We start from the raw sequence: 16,983 nt of genomic DNA, 5'->3' as shown, positions 1-16,983 counted from the left end.
ACAGAAGAAGACCGATAAGCGAGATTGACAGGGTATAATTTCACTTTTCACCCCATCAAAGAGCTGCTTATATCGATTATTTACCCGGTTCCCTCTGCATAGAAGCGCATTTTGCATTATTGGATGATGGAGCAGGAAAAATGGTTCCAGATAAATACCTGTCTCTCATCAAACAAAGCACCGGAGAACGAGTCTCCGATGCTTCTTAGCATTCCTTATGTTTATGCTACTATTCGTTCTTTTGTGCAAAAATCATTTGCCTGACTCTTCCTGCATTGATGTTGCGATGCGTACCATTTCGTTCTGAGGCAGGTCTGCACTGGTGATCCGATATTCTATGCCATCTGTCATCCATGTCAGAGTCTTCAATGCATCTCCGCTGATCATTCCCAATGTGAATCCAAGATCCACTACACTGGATGGAGCAAGCGATACAGCTCGATCCTGAGGTCTGGCTTCGAATATCGTGTAATTATAGGTTCCTTCATAACGAAGCATGACCGAATAGTCTCCTGCCTCTTCCAGGATCTGATCATCCTTGAGCTGTACGCCTTCCGGTGCATAGGTTGGTTGAATCACGCCGAAGCTGTCTGCCCCTTCCGGTTCAGCAAGTGTTGGCTCTTCGCCTTCCTGACCTGTTGCGGCCCCCTCTGTACCTTGCTGCTCTGTGTCCCCACCCACACCCGTCTGTCCATCAGTGACAGCTCCTTCTGGTTCAGGCGCAGTCTGAGGATTGGCTGGTTCTTTGCCGCCCTCATTACCGGTTTGCTCCACAGGAGTCACACCGGAGTCGGTTCCTGTCTTGCCGCCTTCTTCAGTACCGGCTGTCATGTTACGTTGCATGTCAAAGGCATCTTTCTCAAATTCAGTCCCGAATTTGAAGGAGTCAAATTTCACATCGACCACAACATTGGCATTGGAGTCGGATACCTCCACCTGTTTAGGTGCATAATCACTTTTGTTCAGCCAGATCTTCTGTCTGACAAGTGCATGTGTATTATAATTGGCAGCTACATCAAATACATAGCTCTCCTTCTCATCCGCAAACTGGCGAGTTGTATCCCCCGTAATGCTCCGAATCAATGTTTCATAGAGATATACCTGTCCTTGATTATCCGGCCAATTGCTCTGAAAACGGAAGCTTTTGTTCTGGCTCGGTGTCAAAACAAACACGCCTTCATCGTTACGCAGTACAATCTGTGTTACATCCTTTTTGGCATTCGTTAATGCAATACGATAATAGGAAGGCTTCTGATGCCACACCTCGACCTTGTACTGCTGCGGCGCATCTCCGGTATGCAGCGTCATCACGCCTGCCCCCTGGTAACTTTCCATCTCTCCTACGACTTCGTTCAGATCTTTGACCACAGCTGCCGCATCCTTCTTCCCGCAGGCGGCAAGTAAGGCCGATAAGACCAATACCATGGCAAGCATCCATGATATTCGGCGCATGACATCATCCCCTTTAGCACATGTTTTCACTTCAGGATTGTGCTTGCAGCAGAACCCCTACTTGATTAGTACATGTTATGAGGGACTTGTTCGATATATGCGGACTAGTTTGACAAGCAATCGGTGAAGTCGGTTAATACGGCATTGCTACGCAAAATCAGTCTCGGGTAGGATGTTAACTTTATCCAGAAAAGGCATAGTGAATTGTAGGAAATTATTCGTTTTATTGACTATGGGGAGGGAAGGGTATGACAAGAACTAAGCTTCGCACATCACTGGAAGGACTGGATGAGTTCATTGATGATCAACTTCAACTATGGAATGGTGTCGGTACAGCGGTGGCTGTGATCCATAAGGATGAGGTCATCTGGCAAAAAGGCTACGGTTATCGTGACCTGGAATCCAAACTTGAAGTTACCCCTAATACGTTGTTTGCCATCGGTTCAAGTACCAAAGCCTTTACTGCAGCAACCGCGGCTCTCCTGGTTGATCAAGGAATACTGGATTGGGATGCCCCCGTGAAGTCGTACATGAAAGACTTCAAAATGTTCGATCCGGTCGCAACAGAACGTCTAACTATTCGCGACATGTTGTGTCATCGTTCCGGTCTTCCAAGGCATGAGTTGGTATGGTACAACTCCCCACGTACAAGAGAAGAACTTGTACACGCATTACAGTATCTGGAGCCAAATCAAGATTTCCGTAACAAATGGCAGTATCAAAACCTGATGTACATGACAGCCGGTTACCTTGTTGGACAGCTCAATGAAACTTCGTGGGAGCAGATGGTTCAAAATTCCCTATTTAATCCGCTCGGGATGAACTCAAGTCTGTTCTCAGTTGAAGAAATGCAACTCCAGTCAGACTATGCTTACCCTTACCTAGAGAAAGAGGGTCAGAATACGAGAATACCATTTCGTGTCATTGATGCCATAGGACCTGCTGGTTCCATTAACAGTAATCTAGTCGATATGATCGCATGGCTTCAATTCCAATTGAATCAAGGTCAATGGGAAGGAGCGTCACTGATCTCTAAGGAACAGATGAAGATTATGCATAGTCCTCAGATGACTAGTGATTCGCCGTTCATAAGCCAAGAGCTACCTGTGAGTACATATGGTCTCGGTTGGATGATTGAGCCTTATCGTGGACATGCCATGATTCATCATGGTGGGGCTATTGATGGTTTTGCATCACAAGTTGCCTTTTTGCCAGAGGAGCAGATTGGAATCGTGGTTCTGAGCAATACCAACGGAAGTATAATTCCGTATACGGTTGCTTTTCATATCATGGACCGACTGCTTGGGCTTGAGCCTGTCAACTGGAGTTCCAAATTAAGCATATTAATGGGGAAAGAATCAGAAGAAACGGAGGTTAATCCGGAGAATCCTTTGGAAGTGCCTATTCAAGCAGACACTGCCGTTGAAGAAAAAATGGAAGAACCTCTCATCATACCTTGTGATCGACCTTACACCGCTTATGCGGGTATTTACACGCATCCTGGTTATGGCGAGATGTCTATTCAGGAAACAACGAACGGGTTGCAGGCAACCTTTAACGCCCTCGAAATGCCCATGGAATACACCGGAAAAGATACGTTCTCTGTCGAACTGGTCACATTCGGTCTGAAGGTCACATATACGTTCACCCTGAACGAATCATCAGAAGTTGCTCAATCCATCTCCATTCCTCTGCTCCTTGAACCGGGTACAAAACCGATTGAATTCAACAGGGTTTCGTAAATGATCTGAACTGGTGAACATCTGCTTCATTTCCGTTGTGGTAGGTAACCATCCATACCTACCACAACGGAATATACACCGGATAACTCCCATCCTCTTGCTCGGCACCAGGCTTTCTTTTCACCCACAGTCTGCGCAGATCAGGCAGACCATACCCCGCAACACGATAATCTCGCAGCGAATCATGATGGGCATGTTCTTCCCTGAAGCTGTACGCGGGCAGAAGCAGCGCCTCCTGTATCAGTCGATCTTCCAGCTGAATCAATCTTCCCAACCGCTCCTCAGGTTCTTGAATCATCACCACACGTCCGCATTCCTGTTCCAGTTCATGTCTCCAGTAATCATTCATCGCAATCAGGAATAACGTGTTCCGGAAGGTATACATCGTCACGAGGCTCAGCATGACATGATCATTGAAGACTTCTCCTGTATAGATCAGATCACAGTCCCTGAACCCATCTTGATAGACTGCATGGACCGGATCTCCCGGCATAATGTTGATATGTAGGCCGATCTGTTTACATCTCTCTGCAAACCAGACCATGTCTGCCTCCATCTTCTCTCCTTCTTCCACCCATAGACTTAAACTCTGCCCTTGGTATGAGCTACGACGTAATAATGCCGCGGCCTGCGCCAGTGAGGTCTCCACGGAAAGTGCGGGTATAGGTGTGACAGAAAAATTCGATTGTTCGGAATGCTTTTTCCATAACTCCCCTTGATCCGCACCCACTGTTGGTTGCTGTTCCTGTACTCGTCCTCGAATCAAACTGTAAGCAGCCTGTGTGTTTGTGCTCCCGATCGCTTCCGACAGCTCATGTGCATTCAATAACTGTTGAACAGCCCGGCGAAAATTCACATCATGCTGCGGCCCTTCCTTTTGCATATTAAACGTCATATACACACCGCCCTGTATCTCATGCTGCACTGCACGAGGCTCCGCATCCGGAAATAAATCATGCTTGATGATGGACTCCGCCTTTGCCGAGTGGGGAAGCTGCCATACTTCAACGCGATCTACATAAGCACGCCCTCTGAAATAGGCCAGAAATACCTCAAGTACAAGCAGCTTCGAATCATGACGAGTCAATCGATAAGGTCCTGTTCCAATCGGATGAAGCGGGTTCATCTCCACATCTCTAGGCAGGATAGATGCACACATACTGCTCATCAGATCCGGGAACATGAAGTTGGGCATATTCAACACAAAACGTACAGTCAACAGGTCATACGCCTCTATGCTCTCAATGGAACCAAACAGCGGCCTGCACGGGTTACTCTTATTAGAGATAATTCGATCAAAGGTAAACTTGACGTCCTCTGCATCCAGGATCCTTCCATGATGAAAAGGTATGCCTTTGTGCAGATAAAAGGTCCATTCCCGTCCATCCGCATCACTCTCCCATGCCATAGCCAGACTCGGTTCGCAGACTTGGCGTTCCCCATTATAACGAACCAAACGATCAAAGACCTCTGTAATAATGAATACTTCTCCCCACATCCCCGTCTGCGTAGGGTCGAGAGTCTTAAAAGGTGTATTCTGCGGAATCCGCAATGTATCCACCCGGCCTCTGTCTCCTTCATTCGAAAGCAGGCCGAATTGAGTCTGCATTTGCTTCATCAAATGTTCTCGCATCGTAATTGGCAAGGTGGCGGCCAGTTCATAGGCATCCTCCATCCTGTTGCCATTCAGTAAATCGTCGAACCGTTTACGCGCCACAGTAAGCAAAGGGACACAAAATAACAGCATCGATTTTTTGCCTCTCCCACGCTGTGGGTTCCACCTGACCCATCCGTTCTCCTTGAATTTGTTTATAATGAGGTTCATATTACGCATGGTGCAACATAAAAGATCAGCGAGTTCACCTACCGTTGTATGTACTTCTTGTTCATAATGCACATGTGGGAAGTTCAACCGCAGTTGAATGTAATGTTCTGATACGTCCATATATGCCCTTCCTTCGTCTCTTTCTAAAATACGAAATCCATCCGGATGCTTCTACAGTTTTTCTTCAGGTTTTCCTCCATTATACTCAGTAACATCAACATGACCAGTGGGAAGGAAGAAGAACAATTTATGAAATACGCCGATCTGCACCCTAACATCCGAATACGTATCATTACAGATTTTTTCACCGATCTGACTCAGAAGTCCATCATTCCATTCATGGCGATCTATCTGAGTGTTCAGATTGGCGCAGGTGTGGCAGGGTTATTGCTGACGGTCAATATTGCGGCTTCCATGATTGTGGGTTTGTGGGCAGGATATTGGTCGGATCGAATGGGACGGAAGAAATTAATGGTGATTGCACAAACTTTGCAGGTCGTGGCTCTACTTTGTTTGGCTATTGCCAACTCGCCATGGATGGATTCGATCATCGTCACTTGTCTCATGTTTCTGCTCAGCAGTCTAAGTTCAGGGATCACAGTGCCGATTGCGAATGCCATGATTGTCGATGTAAGCAGTGAACATGAACGTCATTATGTATATGGGTTACAATATTGGACAACAAACGTTGCTGTAACCTTTGGCGCACTGTTGGGCGGGCTATTTTTCGAATCATTTCGTTTCTTATTATTCAGTCTGGTGTGCCTGGAAAGTATGGTTACGCTGTTTATATTAGTCTTTATGATTCGGGAAACAATGGAAAAACGTGCACCCAATCATGGAGATCAATCCAATCATTCCGGTCCATCCACCAGAATATTGGAATCCGATGCTCCCATCCAGAGGAACATACTGAAAACGTACCGGGCGGTCTTTCAGGACAAACGTTTCATGGTATTTTTCACGGCTACGGTCCTTGCCGTTTCCCTGGAATTCCAGTTGGATAAATATATTGCGGTTCGTCTAAAAAGTGAATTCACCGCCCAACTGTTCGGCTCAGATATCTCTGGTCTGCGTATGTTCAGCCTGATTATGATCATCAACACTGTACTGGTTGCATTGGTTGCAATCCCATTCTCTAGATGGATGGGCCGTTTCCAGTCCCGAGCGATCATGTCTGTCGGTATGTGCCTGTATACCGCAGGTTTCGCCGTTCTTGCTTTCAGCAACTGGGCTTGGCTACTTATATCATCCGCTATATTGCTGACCATTGGAGAATTGATGTACGCCCCTGTTCGTCAGGTCATGCTAGCCGGTATGATCCCAGATTCGGACCGGGCTGCCTACATGGTTGCTGACGGGTTGAGCTATAACGTGGCAGCACTACTCGGAAGTATCGGGTTAACCATCGGAGCCTTCCTGCCCTCATACGTAATGGCTGTTCTGTATGTACTCATGGGGCTTGCAGCACTTGTCTTTTTCCGAATGTCACTTCGGAAGACAGAGGAACAGCATCAACATCTGGCGTGTGCAGAGGCATCATGATATTACTTTTTCGGCAACAACATAATCACTAAGAGAGCCATGGCAGGCTCTCTTTTTCATGTCCAAACTCAACGCATACAAGTAAATTATTATTAACATTTTGTATATTATAGTTTACATTTAGTAAAATATCATGTACATTTCATTCATGGAGGTGAGCAAGTGGAAGAATTGCACAATCATGTTAGGGAGTTACGGGCCAGAGACCGGTTGTCCCAAGCGGAATTAGCCAAACTCATCGGCGCATCCCGTCAAACCATCGCCCTGATTGAACGCGGAGATTACTCCCCATCGGTCGTCCTGGCATTAAAAATAGCCCATGTCTTTCGTGAACCTGTTGAAAAAATCTTTGAATTGAAAGGTGGAGATTAAGATGAACAGAACAACTTCCCCGTCCAAAAAGAACAAGATGCGTCTTCCGTTGTATGCGGCAGGTGGTGCTGTAGTCGGTTTTCTCGGAGCCAGCGGAATCAACAAAATTCCATCTAATTTGAATTGGACGTTGTCCGTTTACTATGACTATGATCTTTTATTTGCATTACTGGCTGCTTCAGTGGTGGTTATGATGTTGTGGAACACGCTCAGTCTTGTTCGTACGCCATCTGTGCCTCCAACGGAAGATGAGGTGTATGGAGATTCTGACTCACTCATCTCTCCCGCTGAGCGTTCCCTCGGAAAAGCGATGATTCTCAGCGGATTGAGCGTTATTGTTGCGTTTACCTGGATCGCACTTGCTCTGTCCTTAAACGCTTCCAACAGAAACATGCCGAATTTTCCCGAACTGTTTAACCTCATGAATCTCTTTGCTGCGTGTATCTCTATTATCATCGTCGTTATACTGCAAACACTGACTGTGAAGCGATACAATCGCTATTTCCCTGATCGCGCACTGGATCTGAATTCACGCAACATGAAGAAGGATCATTTCGAGAAACTGGATGAAGGTGAGAAATGGATCGTATACCGTGCAGCCTATCGTTCTTTTCTGATGATGAACATTTTGCTTGGGATCGGCATGGTCTCCATGGTGTTATATTCAGCCCTCTTTAGCTTTGCTCCATTCCCAATTGTAATGCTCTCCGTCATCTGGATTGTCAACATTGGAATCTATTATCGTGAAACCTATCGTGCGAGTAATCAGTAATACATGGATAAGTAACTATTTTGTAAATATTTTCATAAAAGGAGTGTTTGCATGCATCTATCCAAACGAAAGACCCGCGTCAGGTTTACCTCCCTAATCGGAGCTTTCATGGCTGTTGTTCTGTCTCTTAGTCTATGGGTACCCGCAGTTCAGGCGGAGACCGCGACTCCAGTAGCTACTGAACAGGGGAAAACGAAAACGCTGACAGGCGAATCAGCTACAGCATTTCTCGACTCATTCTTTGATTCCGCTGAGGCAAAAGCTCATTATGTTGGAGCCTCCGTTGTTGTTGTGAAGGATGGTAAAGTGCTGGCGGAAAAAGGATACGGCTATGCTGATCAAGAGAACAAAACGCCTATCGATCCGAAAAATACGGCCTTCCGTGTAGCCTCTGTCTCCAAAACATTCACGGCAGCAGCCGTGATGCAGCTGGCGGAGCAAGGCAAAGTTGACCTGCAAGCTAATTTTCAAACCTATGTGAAAGGGCTCGAATTCGATAATCCTTTTGACAAACCTGTAACTGTGGATAACCTGCTCACACACACGACCGGATTCGAGATCCGTGATCCGCAGCAGGAAGACATCCATACTGATTTTGACAAATACATAACGATGGAGGATTACGCTCAGCAACACATGCCTCCCGTCGTTCGAGAGCCTGGCAGCGCCTACATGTACGATAATTTCTCGTTTTTGCTGCTCGGCATGATTGTGGAGAATGTTAGCGGAGAGCCCTTTGAATCCTATATGCAGCAGCATATCTTCAAACCACTAGGAATGAATAACAGCAGTTTCATACTGGACGAAAAGTTCCAAAAGCAACTTGCTGTAGGCTATGATGCGGCACACAACCCGCTTGATCTGTATACCCTCTCTCCATCACCAATGCCTCAAGGTGGCATGCTGTCTACCGCTGAGGACATCGGGAAGTTCATGATTGCGTTCCTGAATGATGGCGTGAAGGACAACACACGTATTCTCAAGGAATCTACAGTGAAAAGCATGGAACAGTACCGTTCCTCCATTCATCCATTACTGCCCGATACCACTTACGGGTTCGAAGCACCGTTTCAGCTTCCCGGGGCAGGAAGCAGTTCCAGCGTGATTACCAAAGCAGGCGACCTGACAGGATTCAGCTCTTATCTATTTTTTATTCCTGAGCAAAACACAGGCGTCTTCCTGACCTATAATCAAAATGGAGCACTTCGTAATCTGTTCTACCCGGCATTCATCCAGAATTTCTTCCCGCAATATGCAGAGCCAGTGCAGTTCAAGGATTACACGCCGCAATCCGCAGCTGAGCTGCAACGCTTTACCGGATTGTACGCAGACCTTCGACTTAGCACGATTGTAAGTTCTCTGAAAGGTGGCGACGATAAGCCAGGACATCTGAGCATTAACGATGTATTCCTGGGCCAACGCAATCTGATTCAAGTGGAAGATAATCTTTTCAAAGACGAATTGACCGGTCAATTCACAGCATTCAAAGAAAATGCAGATGGCACCACCTATCTGAAAGAACCTTACCTTAACCCTATGGGTTATGAGAAAAAAGGACAAAAACCTGCGGGCTTCCGGGATGTTCGTGAGAATAGTCCCTACGCTGAAGCAATCTATGCCATACAATCTCTTGGATATTATGAGAATGATGCCAACAAGTCTTTCCAACCGAAGACAGCTGTGACACGAGCTGAATTCATTGAAAATACGCTTAAACTCAGTGGATTGAAGCCCAGCAAAACAACGCCACCTGCAGGCACCGACTGGGCAAACCATGCAGCAGCCGGATATATTCAACTTGGATATGAATTGGGTATGATTACGGGCACGAACGAACAGCAGTTTAAGCCGGATCAAGTGATTATCCGACAGGAAGCCATGGTCATGATGTGGAGAATTATGCAATTGCAATATCCTAGCGAACTTTTCAATGATGTGAAACTTGCGGGGCACACAGATCCATGGGCTGTACCTGCTGTTAAGATGATGGCGAAGCTTGGTATCCATGGACCTGAGGCGAAGGTGATGGAGGATGGTTCCATTGATCTTCTTTCTCGCAAACCTCTGATTCGTCAAGAAGAGGCTGCTATCATGTATGCTTTAATCACACAGCCGACAGATCGCATCGTCGCTGAGTTGATGGCTGCTCAGCAGCCGCAAGCCGAACCTGCTGAAGGAGCAGAGCCTGAAATTGCAACGGTTCCTTCACCAACGACGGTCCCTTCTGAAGTATCGGCACAATAAAAACAAAGTATCTTCATATTGATAAGATTTATCATGCTTATAAATGAGAAAAACAGGCTTGTTCAGAAGGATATAAACCTTCTTGAACAAGCCTGTTTCGTTACTTTTCTTACGTTATCGCTACTAGTAAATTTATTATATGTTACGGAGTAATAACCGTCTCTATGCGATCAACGAGGATACATGTGTGTTTCCGTTACGCTGATCAAACTTGGCTGCAACGGTCTGAGCATGCTCCGCAAAGTAATCAGCCAACTTGAGCAAGTCGCCGGGATCGCCTTCATACGGGAAGGATGCTGGCAAGCGCAGGCGATACCCATCCGACTCTTTTTCTTCAGCCCAACGCCGCAATAACGGGGCTGCCTTCGCATAATACAACATTTTGGCATATGCATCTTCATGATCGGCTGCGAGTACCAGTGTTTCTTCGAGGACATCAATGCCTTTGGCCGGATTCGTAAGTGTGAGATACTCCATCTGCTCGGAAAAACTCTGCACAAAATCGTTCTCACCTTTGATCAAGCGGTATCCCTTGACCTGATATTTATCGGCTTCCTCCGTCCGCCCCAGACGATATAGCGGCATCAGAATTTCCGACAACGTTAGATGCGGAATCTCCGCACAGCTCATGCGTCCTTTGAGAATAGGCTTGGCCAATTCCAGCACCTTCTCGTCGTCTCCTTTTAACATAAAATAACGCATAATCTCATCCTGCTCACATGCCTCACAGTCACTCATGAAGTCGCGGTCCAATGTTCTGAACTTGTCATAACTGCGCCCTGATTCCTCCAGCTCTCCAAAATCCATAAAGATGCGGAAACGATAGTACCAGTAAGAACGCTCACTGTAACCATAAGACTTGAACCGTGCTCCGAAGTCCTCCAACAGCTCCATAATCTTCTCGCGTGAGATTTCAGGGAAATCGGGCATTTTACCGAGAATCCATTTATATGACCACAATAACGTCTCTTCATCATACAGCTCTGGTTGCTGATCGAACTTGCCCAGTTGCCAGGAAAAAGCGATCAAAGCTTTCATCGGATATCCACAGAAGGTGGCTACATCCACAATCTCGGAGCGTGCTTCGTACGCCTCCTCAACCATACCATTGACATCGGCTACCCGCGCTGCTTCCTCCAAAAAACCGAGCTTCGCAGGACCACTAGGCAGTTGATAGGCCTCTTCCATCAAATCTTCAAAATCCATCTCTGTCTTCATCAGGCATCTCCCTCATGATTCATATTTGCGCGTAAACCCCAATCAATAAACCGTACAATTCCCTGGTTCAATACTTCAAGTTCCTGCTTGTTCATGGCGTAATGGCCCATCATCAGTGCGTTGACATACAACATTTCTATAGCAATCGGTGTCATCTGATTATCCGGTGAAGTCAGCACCCGTTTAATGATGGGATTGTTTACATTCAGATACAACGTCGAGTACCCTGCCGAATTAATGCCTGCCGACAACGAACCGAGAACAGAGGAGAATAAGTCAGTGCTCTCTTCGCTTGCTTTTTCCAACGCACGCAGCGTGGATGATTCCTGCGAAAGGGTAAACAACACCGGCAGATCCGATGGCTTGAAACCTTTCACTTCAGCCCGGCAGCGGAAACGTTGTAATGCCGAATCTGCCAACCGTAGCGCATCATAGTACTGGTTACGTTCAGCCGGTGCAACATCCGTGAATGTCATCGATACTTCATCTGGCTCAATTCGCTCGGTCTGTACATGGTTCAGTATGACAGGTAGCATCGCCATCAGTTCTTTATCGTAGATATAACCTGCGTTGACGACCAGCATGGACTGTGCTGAAGCCACATGGTGTATCTGACGATATTCATCAATGGAGCCGGTATAATACAGCGTATCCCCTTCATCAATCAGTTCACCCAGTTCCCGGTGTCCTCTCGTCGTCTCAAAAGGCAGCCAGCGATGAATCATCGCGTAGAACGCCTGATCCTGAACGGCCAATGCTTTCATCGAAAGGGCATGCAGGCGAATCAGCTTCTGCAAGCGTTCGGTCTGATTCTCAGCCATGTCAGCCAGCCCCGTACGCAGAGCGTCTCCAAGCTCGGAGCGCACTTCTTCCAGTTTTTCATTTTCATAGAAATGTTCTCTTGACGCCGTCGGTTGAAGCTCATCGGTCCAGATCAGACATTTCACGAAGAACGCCCACTCCGGCAAAATGTTCTCGGCTTTCTCCGAGATCAGCATTCGCTTCAGGTACACTCGGTGAGAACGCTTGGCATTCAGATTCACTGCATGTGGTAGCACATACGCAATGCCTCCCGTACGGCCCGTAGCCGTTGTCAGCGTGATGAAATCCTGGAACTTCTCCCCAAGCAGACGTTCACCAAAAGCAAGCACTTCCGCTCGGCAAGAACGGGCAAGCTCTGGGCGTGTTAGCCAGATCGGAGAATCCTGATTGACAACAGACTGCACCCCATCATGTATCAACGTGACTGGATAAGGAAGCAGAGCGCCGTAGTAAAATAAAGCTTCTTTCACATACTCCGCTTCAAAATAATGTGCTGCATCCGGTGTACAACGCAGATATACTTTCGTTCCGGGAGACAACTGTGTGTCCAATTGTCTAATCGTATATGTACCATCCGGCTTACCTCTCCACTCCATCGAGGGACCACCCTTAATCGATTGAGTCAGCATAACGATCTCATGACTTACCATGAAACAGCTGAGCAGACCAATACCGAAACGTCCAATAAACGATGTCTCGCCATCCAGCAGTGCCTGCTGCCCCCGCTTCGAGGATTGTCCAATCATCGCCAGAAACTCGTGGATATCCGCTTCGGTCAGGCCAACTCCGTTGTCCTCCACCATCATCGTCAATTGATCACCGGTTCCTGTCAGCTCAATCCTTGCTTCGCCCTGATATCCCGGCTCCACTTCCTTGCGTGCCGTGATCGCATCTGTTGCATTTTGCATGAGTTCACGCAAGAACACCTTGGGACTACTATATAGATGGTTGGATAAAATCTGAATCATCCCGCTCAGGTTCACTTGAAAACGATATTCATTGGATGCTGCCATGAGTCACTCACCTTCCTCTACGTCCAGAACACTATATGTACCCATATGATGTATTCATATGGATGTGTTAGACGAATTCATATGTAATTCAATTCATTACCACATTATGAATAGCAATGAAACGGATGTTCTACCCTAAAATAAGGATACATGTTACACGCCATAGTGAAAACAAACCTGAGACCCGATTTCAGCCAGACTTCAGGGTAAATATGCACCCTGCATTCGGGACTATTGAAGCAGGAATAGATCTTTTTTGTCGTCCATTTGAACGATATCAGCCTACTGTACGTATAATCTCCAAACTCAGATCGGATGGTGAATATAGATGATTGAAGCACGCAACATATCCAAGCAATTCAAGGTACATCAAGCACTGCATGATGTCAGTTTCACAGTTCAACAAGGCAGTGTCACCGGATTAATTGGCCCTAACGGTTCGGGCAAAACCACACTGATCCGCATCATGAATGGGGTCTTGGGTGCTTCCAGTGGACAGGTAACCATTAACGGATTGGACACCGCTCGTGAGGCCGAGAAAGTACTGGCCATATGTGGCACCCTTACCGAACAAAGTGGACTATATGAAAATATGAGTGGCCGTGACAATCTGACTTTCTTCGCAGATGTTTTTGGCCTGAAGCATGCCCAAGAACGTATCGACGAGCTTGTAACTCTGTTCGAGCTGCAGGATTATCAGCATCGAAAAGTCGGCACTTATAGCACAGGCATGAAGAAACGCCTGGGCCTTGCACGAGTACTCCTGCATCGTCCTTCCATCCTGTTTCTGGATGAGCCCACCAATGGCCTGGATCCGGATGGAATCCAGATGGTACTGCGTATCATCCGTCAATTAAATCAGGAAGAAAAGATGACGATTCTGGTCTCATCCCACGTGCTGTCCCAACTGTCAGCCGTCTGTGATCGTTATATTTTTCTGGAAAAGGGGCGCATCGTTGAGGAAGGCACGGAAAAGGAGATTGTTAGCCGGTACCTGTCCACTCCGAAACTCGAAGTTGAAGCCGACATGCCCGATGGATGGAACACAGCAACTGACTACACACCTGAAATAATCTCTGCACATCAAGCTACATTTCAGCTTACATCTCGTGAAGATATTCCATTACTGCTACGGCAATTAACGGAGCATGGTCAAGTCTATCAGGCCCGCATCACGGGCAGTGATCTGGAGAGTATCTATTTTGCCATAAGGGAGGCACACCACCATGAATAATCGCCAAGCCATACGTGCACTGATCCGTAAAGATATCCGGTCCGTCACAGCCAGCGTTCAGCTCTGGTTGCCCATGTTGATCGTTCCACTGATTATCGGAATCATCATGCCCTCTGCTCTTCTGTGGGCGGCCTCCAGAATGGAACTTCGTTCTCTGGGCAACATCAGCTTTTTGCTTGAATCATTGGATGCATTAACCCATGGTGGACAGATTCCTCAGCTTGCTTCCATGCCTACAGATAATCATCGTATTGTTTATTATTTAGCCATGTATATGTTCGCGCCCTTGTTTCTCATCATTCCGGTGATGGCCTCCAGTATTCTGACGGCCAATAGTTTCGCTGGTGAGAAGGAACGCAAGACACTGGAAGGTTTATTATTCACACCGATCAGCATGGACACACTTTTCAAAGGCAAAGTGTTGGCTGCCCTAATCCCTTCCCTTCTATTATCCTGGGTTACTTTCCTGATCTATGGAATCATTGCCAATATTCTGATGTACCCCTTGTTTGGAACGTTGATGTTTCCCAATCTGAACTGGATCATACTTGTGGTGTGGGTTGTTCCGGCTTGCAGTCTTATGGTCATTCTATTAAACGTATTGATCTCGGCCAAGGTTCGCGGATTCCAGGAAGCCTATCAGCTCGGCGGATTGATTGTCCTTCCCCTGATCGCCTTAGTGGCTGGTCAAGCCAGTGGCATGCTGCTGATCGGTCCTTGGATGTTACTCTTGATCGGTGCATTGCTCCTGCTCATGAGTATGGTTCTTCTTCGTTTCGTCACCCAATGGAATAGTCGTCAGCAACTGGCGGAAAGTCAGATTTGAGATGTGCAGATTGAGAAATCAATAAACGCAGGTTATGATGAAGAGATATATGCTTTGGGATGATTATAGAGAGGAATGGAACAACCGCATGGAATCCAAACTGCTTCAAAAATTAAAATATGCTTCACAATTAACGGCACAGGAGAGGCATATTGTGGACTATATCCTGAACAATCCCGAAGTTGTATTTGATTCTACAGCCCATGAACTGGCTCAGCAGACCTATACAAGCTCATCCACCATTGTTCGCTTATGCAAAAAGCTGGGTACCAAAGGGTACCCAGACTTCCAGTTAAAGCTTGCTCTTGAATATCAACGGATACCTTCTGCGTTGCAGACGCAGGATTGTCCAATTGCAGAACAAGGCAACGTGCTTGCTGCCATCGACTCGGTTCCTTACCTGTATCAGCAGGCGCTGGAGGATACACGCCGGATGTTAAACGCTCCTGTTTTGCTGCGAATCTCTAACTGGGTCAAAGAATCTGGACGCATCGATATCTATGGCAGTGATATGAATTATTATCTAGCTCAACAGGCTTGTGCCAAATGGAATGAACTCGGCATATCTGCAATTGCTCACAATAATGCCAACATGCATTACTTGAATACGATGAATCCCAACAGCCTGACGCTGTCTTTTGTTATATCACACACAGGTGAGAACCAATCCATGATTGAAGCGGCCAAAGTGCTGAGCAACAAACAGATGAAAGTTATCGCGGTCACGGGCAGCAACCATTCAACCTTGTCCAAACATTGTGACGAAACGTTACTCGCTTACGGATACAATGAACAATTAAGGCTGTCCAAAATGTCTTCGATGGTCTCCGTACTTTATATTTTCGACATGTTGTACATGAGCAGCATTAGTGACACGTATTAACGATTAACGCTGATCTGCTGCGAATACAATTCCGGCATCCTTACGCGCACCCATGAGTACACTCATCACAGACTGGCTGTGTTCGAGCAGTTCGTAACACCGGTTGTAATCCCCACCTGCATGGATGTCCCTGAACACTTCCCACTCATAGTAGAGCCAATTGGATTTGGTCTGGGCATTATACGCCTCAGCAGACTCATTCCCGTTCTGAAGCTTGATCTCCCGGCAACCGTTTGCTCCCCCGACAACCTGAAGATACCCTTTCTCTCCCTGAATAAGCACAAAGTTCATGCTGCTTGTATCTTTGGCACCCACACATTCCGCAATAAACTCCGGATATTGGAGAACGACAACGCCTGACGTATCAATGCCGTTTGCATGCTGGTTCGCAGTATACGATACGGTATTCGGACTGCCGAACAGATTCATGACCAGATGAAGATTATATATATTAATATCCATCAGCGCTCCGCCAGAGAATTGTGGATTAAATACATTCGGTGTTCCCCCTGCAAGCAGATCATTGTATTTGCGTGAGTATTGACTGTAGTTACATTGGATGAGTTTGATTGGGCCAAGCTTTGGCAGCTGCTCCTGTATGACTTTAATATTGGGCAAATGAATATTCGAGATGGCTTCAAACAGCAACAGATTTTTTTCTTTTGCAAGTGCAATCAGGGTTTCTGCTTCCTGAAGCGTGGACGTGAACGGTTTTTCGCAGACGACATGTTTGCCGTGTTGAAGTGCCTGATAAGCCTGTTCGTAGTGCATGCTGTTTGGTGAAGCAATATAAATGAGATCTACATTTGTATCTGCAAATAGTGACCCCAGGTCCGTATAGATTGTATTTACTTCATATTTACTCGCAAGCTCCTGTGCTGTCTCTCTCTTCCGGGAGTACATCGCTGTACAAATGACATCTTCCAGTTCATTGATCGCGGATAGAACGGCATCCACAATGGACCCTGTACCGATCGTTGCTATATTCATCATATCGTTTCGCTCCTGTCGTTGATTAGTCAGTTGACTCTCTTC

General features: G+C 46.6%; 13 protein-coding genes. 8 read left to right on the top strand and 5 right to left on the bottom strand.

What is annotated here, in order from left to right:
• Window positions 1-252 precede the first annotated feature (252 nt).
• Entirely contained in the window at window positions 253-1,452 is a 1,200-nt protein-coding gene (locus MKX40_RS06805) for a DUF4367 domain-containing protein (RefSeq protein ID WP_339240365.1), read from the bottom strand.
• A gap of 248 nt (window positions 1,453-1,700) precedes the next feature.
• Here MKX40_RS06805 and MKX40_RS06800 point away from each other — a divergent pair, with 248 nt between their 5' ends.
• Window positions 1,701-3,194 carry a serine hydrolase gene (locus tag MKX40_RS06800; protein ID WP_339240364.1) on the top strand — a complete coding sequence of 498 codons (1,494 nt, stop codon included), beginning with the start codon at window positions 1,701-1,703 and terminating at the stop codon, window positions 3,192-3,194.
• A gap of 58 nt (window positions 3,195-3,252) precedes the next feature.
• On the opposite strand, the gene MKX40_RS06795 is transcribed toward MKX40_RS06800, so the two are convergent.
• Window positions 3,253-5,139: an ABC transporter substrate-binding protein gene (locus MKX40_RS06795; protein ID WP_339240362.1), complete on the bottom strand. Its 1,887-nt coding sequence runs from the start codon at window positions 5,137-5,139 to the stop codon at window positions 3,253-3,255.
• 129 nt (window positions 5,140-5,268) lie between these two features.
• Between MKX40_RS06795 and MKX40_RS06790 the strand changes: the two genes are divergently transcribed.
• The 4 genes from MKX40_RS06790 to MKX40_RS06775 all read left to right on the top strand — a co-directional run bounded on the left by MKX40_RS06790 (window position 5,269) and on the right by MKX40_RS06775 (window position 9,952).
• Window positions 5,269-6,564 (top strand): MFS transporter, encoded by a 1,296-nt coding sequence (locus MKX40_RS06790; RefSeq protein WP_339240361.1) that lies wholly within the window; start codon window positions 5,269-5,271, stop codon window positions 6,562-6,564.
• Window positions 6,565-6,726: 162 nt separating this feature from the next.
• Window positions 6,727-6,936, top strand: a complete 210-nt coding sequence (locus MKX40_RS06785) for a helix-turn-helix transcriptional regulator (RefSeq protein WP_017690042.1) — start codon at window positions 6,727-6,729, stop codon at window positions 6,934-6,936.
• Window position 6,937: 1 nt separating this feature from the next.
• Complete coding sequence (locus MKX40_RS06780; protein WP_339240360.1) at window positions 6,938-7,708, top strand: DUF3169 family protein; 771 nt, start codon at window positions 6,938-6,940, stop codon at window positions 7,706-7,708.
• A 51-nt stretch (window positions 7,709-7,759) separates the two neighbouring features.
• Window positions 7,760-9,952, top strand: coding sequence for a serine hydrolase (locus MKX40_RS06775; protein ID WP_339240359.1), 2,193 nt, complete (start codon window positions 7,760-7,762; stop codon window positions 9,950-9,952).
• Between the two features lie 162 nt (window positions 9,953-10,114).
• On the opposite strand, the gene MKX40_RS06770 is transcribed toward MKX40_RS06775, so the two are convergent.
• Both MKX40_RS06770 and MKX40_RS06765 read right to left on the bottom strand, forming a co-directional pair.
• A complete protein-coding gene (locus tag MKX40_RS06770; protein ID WP_339240358.1) occupies window positions 10,115-11,170 on the bottom strand; it encodes a hypothetical protein in 1,056 nt (351 codons plus the stop codon).
• Window positions 11,170-13,005: an HSP90 family protein gene (locus MKX40_RS06765; protein ID WP_339240356.1), complete on the bottom strand. Its 1,836-nt coding sequence runs from the start codon at window positions 13,003-13,005 to the stop codon at window positions 11,170-11,172. The genes MKX40_RS06770 and MKX40_RS06765 overlap by 1 nt, the downstream gene beginning before the upstream one ends.
• A 328-nt stretch (window positions 13,006-13,333) precedes the next feature.
• Between MKX40_RS06765 and MKX40_RS06760 the strand changes: the two genes are divergently transcribed.
• The 3 genes from MKX40_RS06760 to MKX40_RS06750 all read left to right on the top strand — a co-directional run bounded on the left by MKX40_RS06760 (window position 13,334) and on the right by MKX40_RS06750 (window position 15,948).
• Window positions 13,334-14,239: an ABC transporter ATP-binding protein gene (locus tag MKX40_RS06760; RefSeq protein WP_339240355.1), complete on the top strand. Its 906-nt coding sequence runs from the start codon at window positions 13,334-13,336 to the stop codon at window positions 14,237-14,239.
• The gene (locus tag MKX40_RS06755) at window positions 14,232-15,065 is read left to right on the top strand and encodes an ABC transporter permease (protein ID WP_339240354.1); all 834 of its coding nucleotides are present in this window, start codon (window positions 14,232-14,234) and stop codon (window positions 15,063-15,065) included. Before MKX40_RS06760 ends, MKX40_RS06755 begins: the two co-directional genes overlap by 8 nt.
• Before the next feature lie 88 nt (window positions 15,066-15,153).
• On the top strand, window positions 15,154-15,948 hold the full coding sequence (locus MKX40_RS06750; RefSeq protein ID WP_339240353.1) for a MurR/RpiR family transcriptional regulator: 795 nt from the start codon (window positions 15,154-15,156) through the stop codon (window positions 15,946-15,948).
• A gap of 3 nt (window positions 15,949-15,951) precedes the next feature.
• On the opposite strand, the gene MKX40_RS06745 is transcribed toward MKX40_RS06750, so the two are convergent.
• On the bottom strand, window positions 15,952-16,938 hold the full coding sequence (locus tag MKX40_RS06745) for a Gfo/Idh/MocA family oxidoreductase (protein ID WP_339242954.1): 987 nt from the start codon (window positions 16,936-16,938) through the stop codon (window positions 15,952-15,954).
• Between the last annotated feature and the right edge of the window lie 45 nt (window positions 16,939-16,983).

It is taken from the genome of Paenibacillus sp. FSL R5-0517 (assembly GCF_037974355.1).
GTDB lineage: Bacteria > Bacillota > Bacilli > Paenibacillales > Paenibacillaceae > Paenibacillus.
The sequence above is the reverse complement of the archived record's forward strand: the minus strand, read 5'-3'. Positions and strand labels throughout refer to the sequence as shown.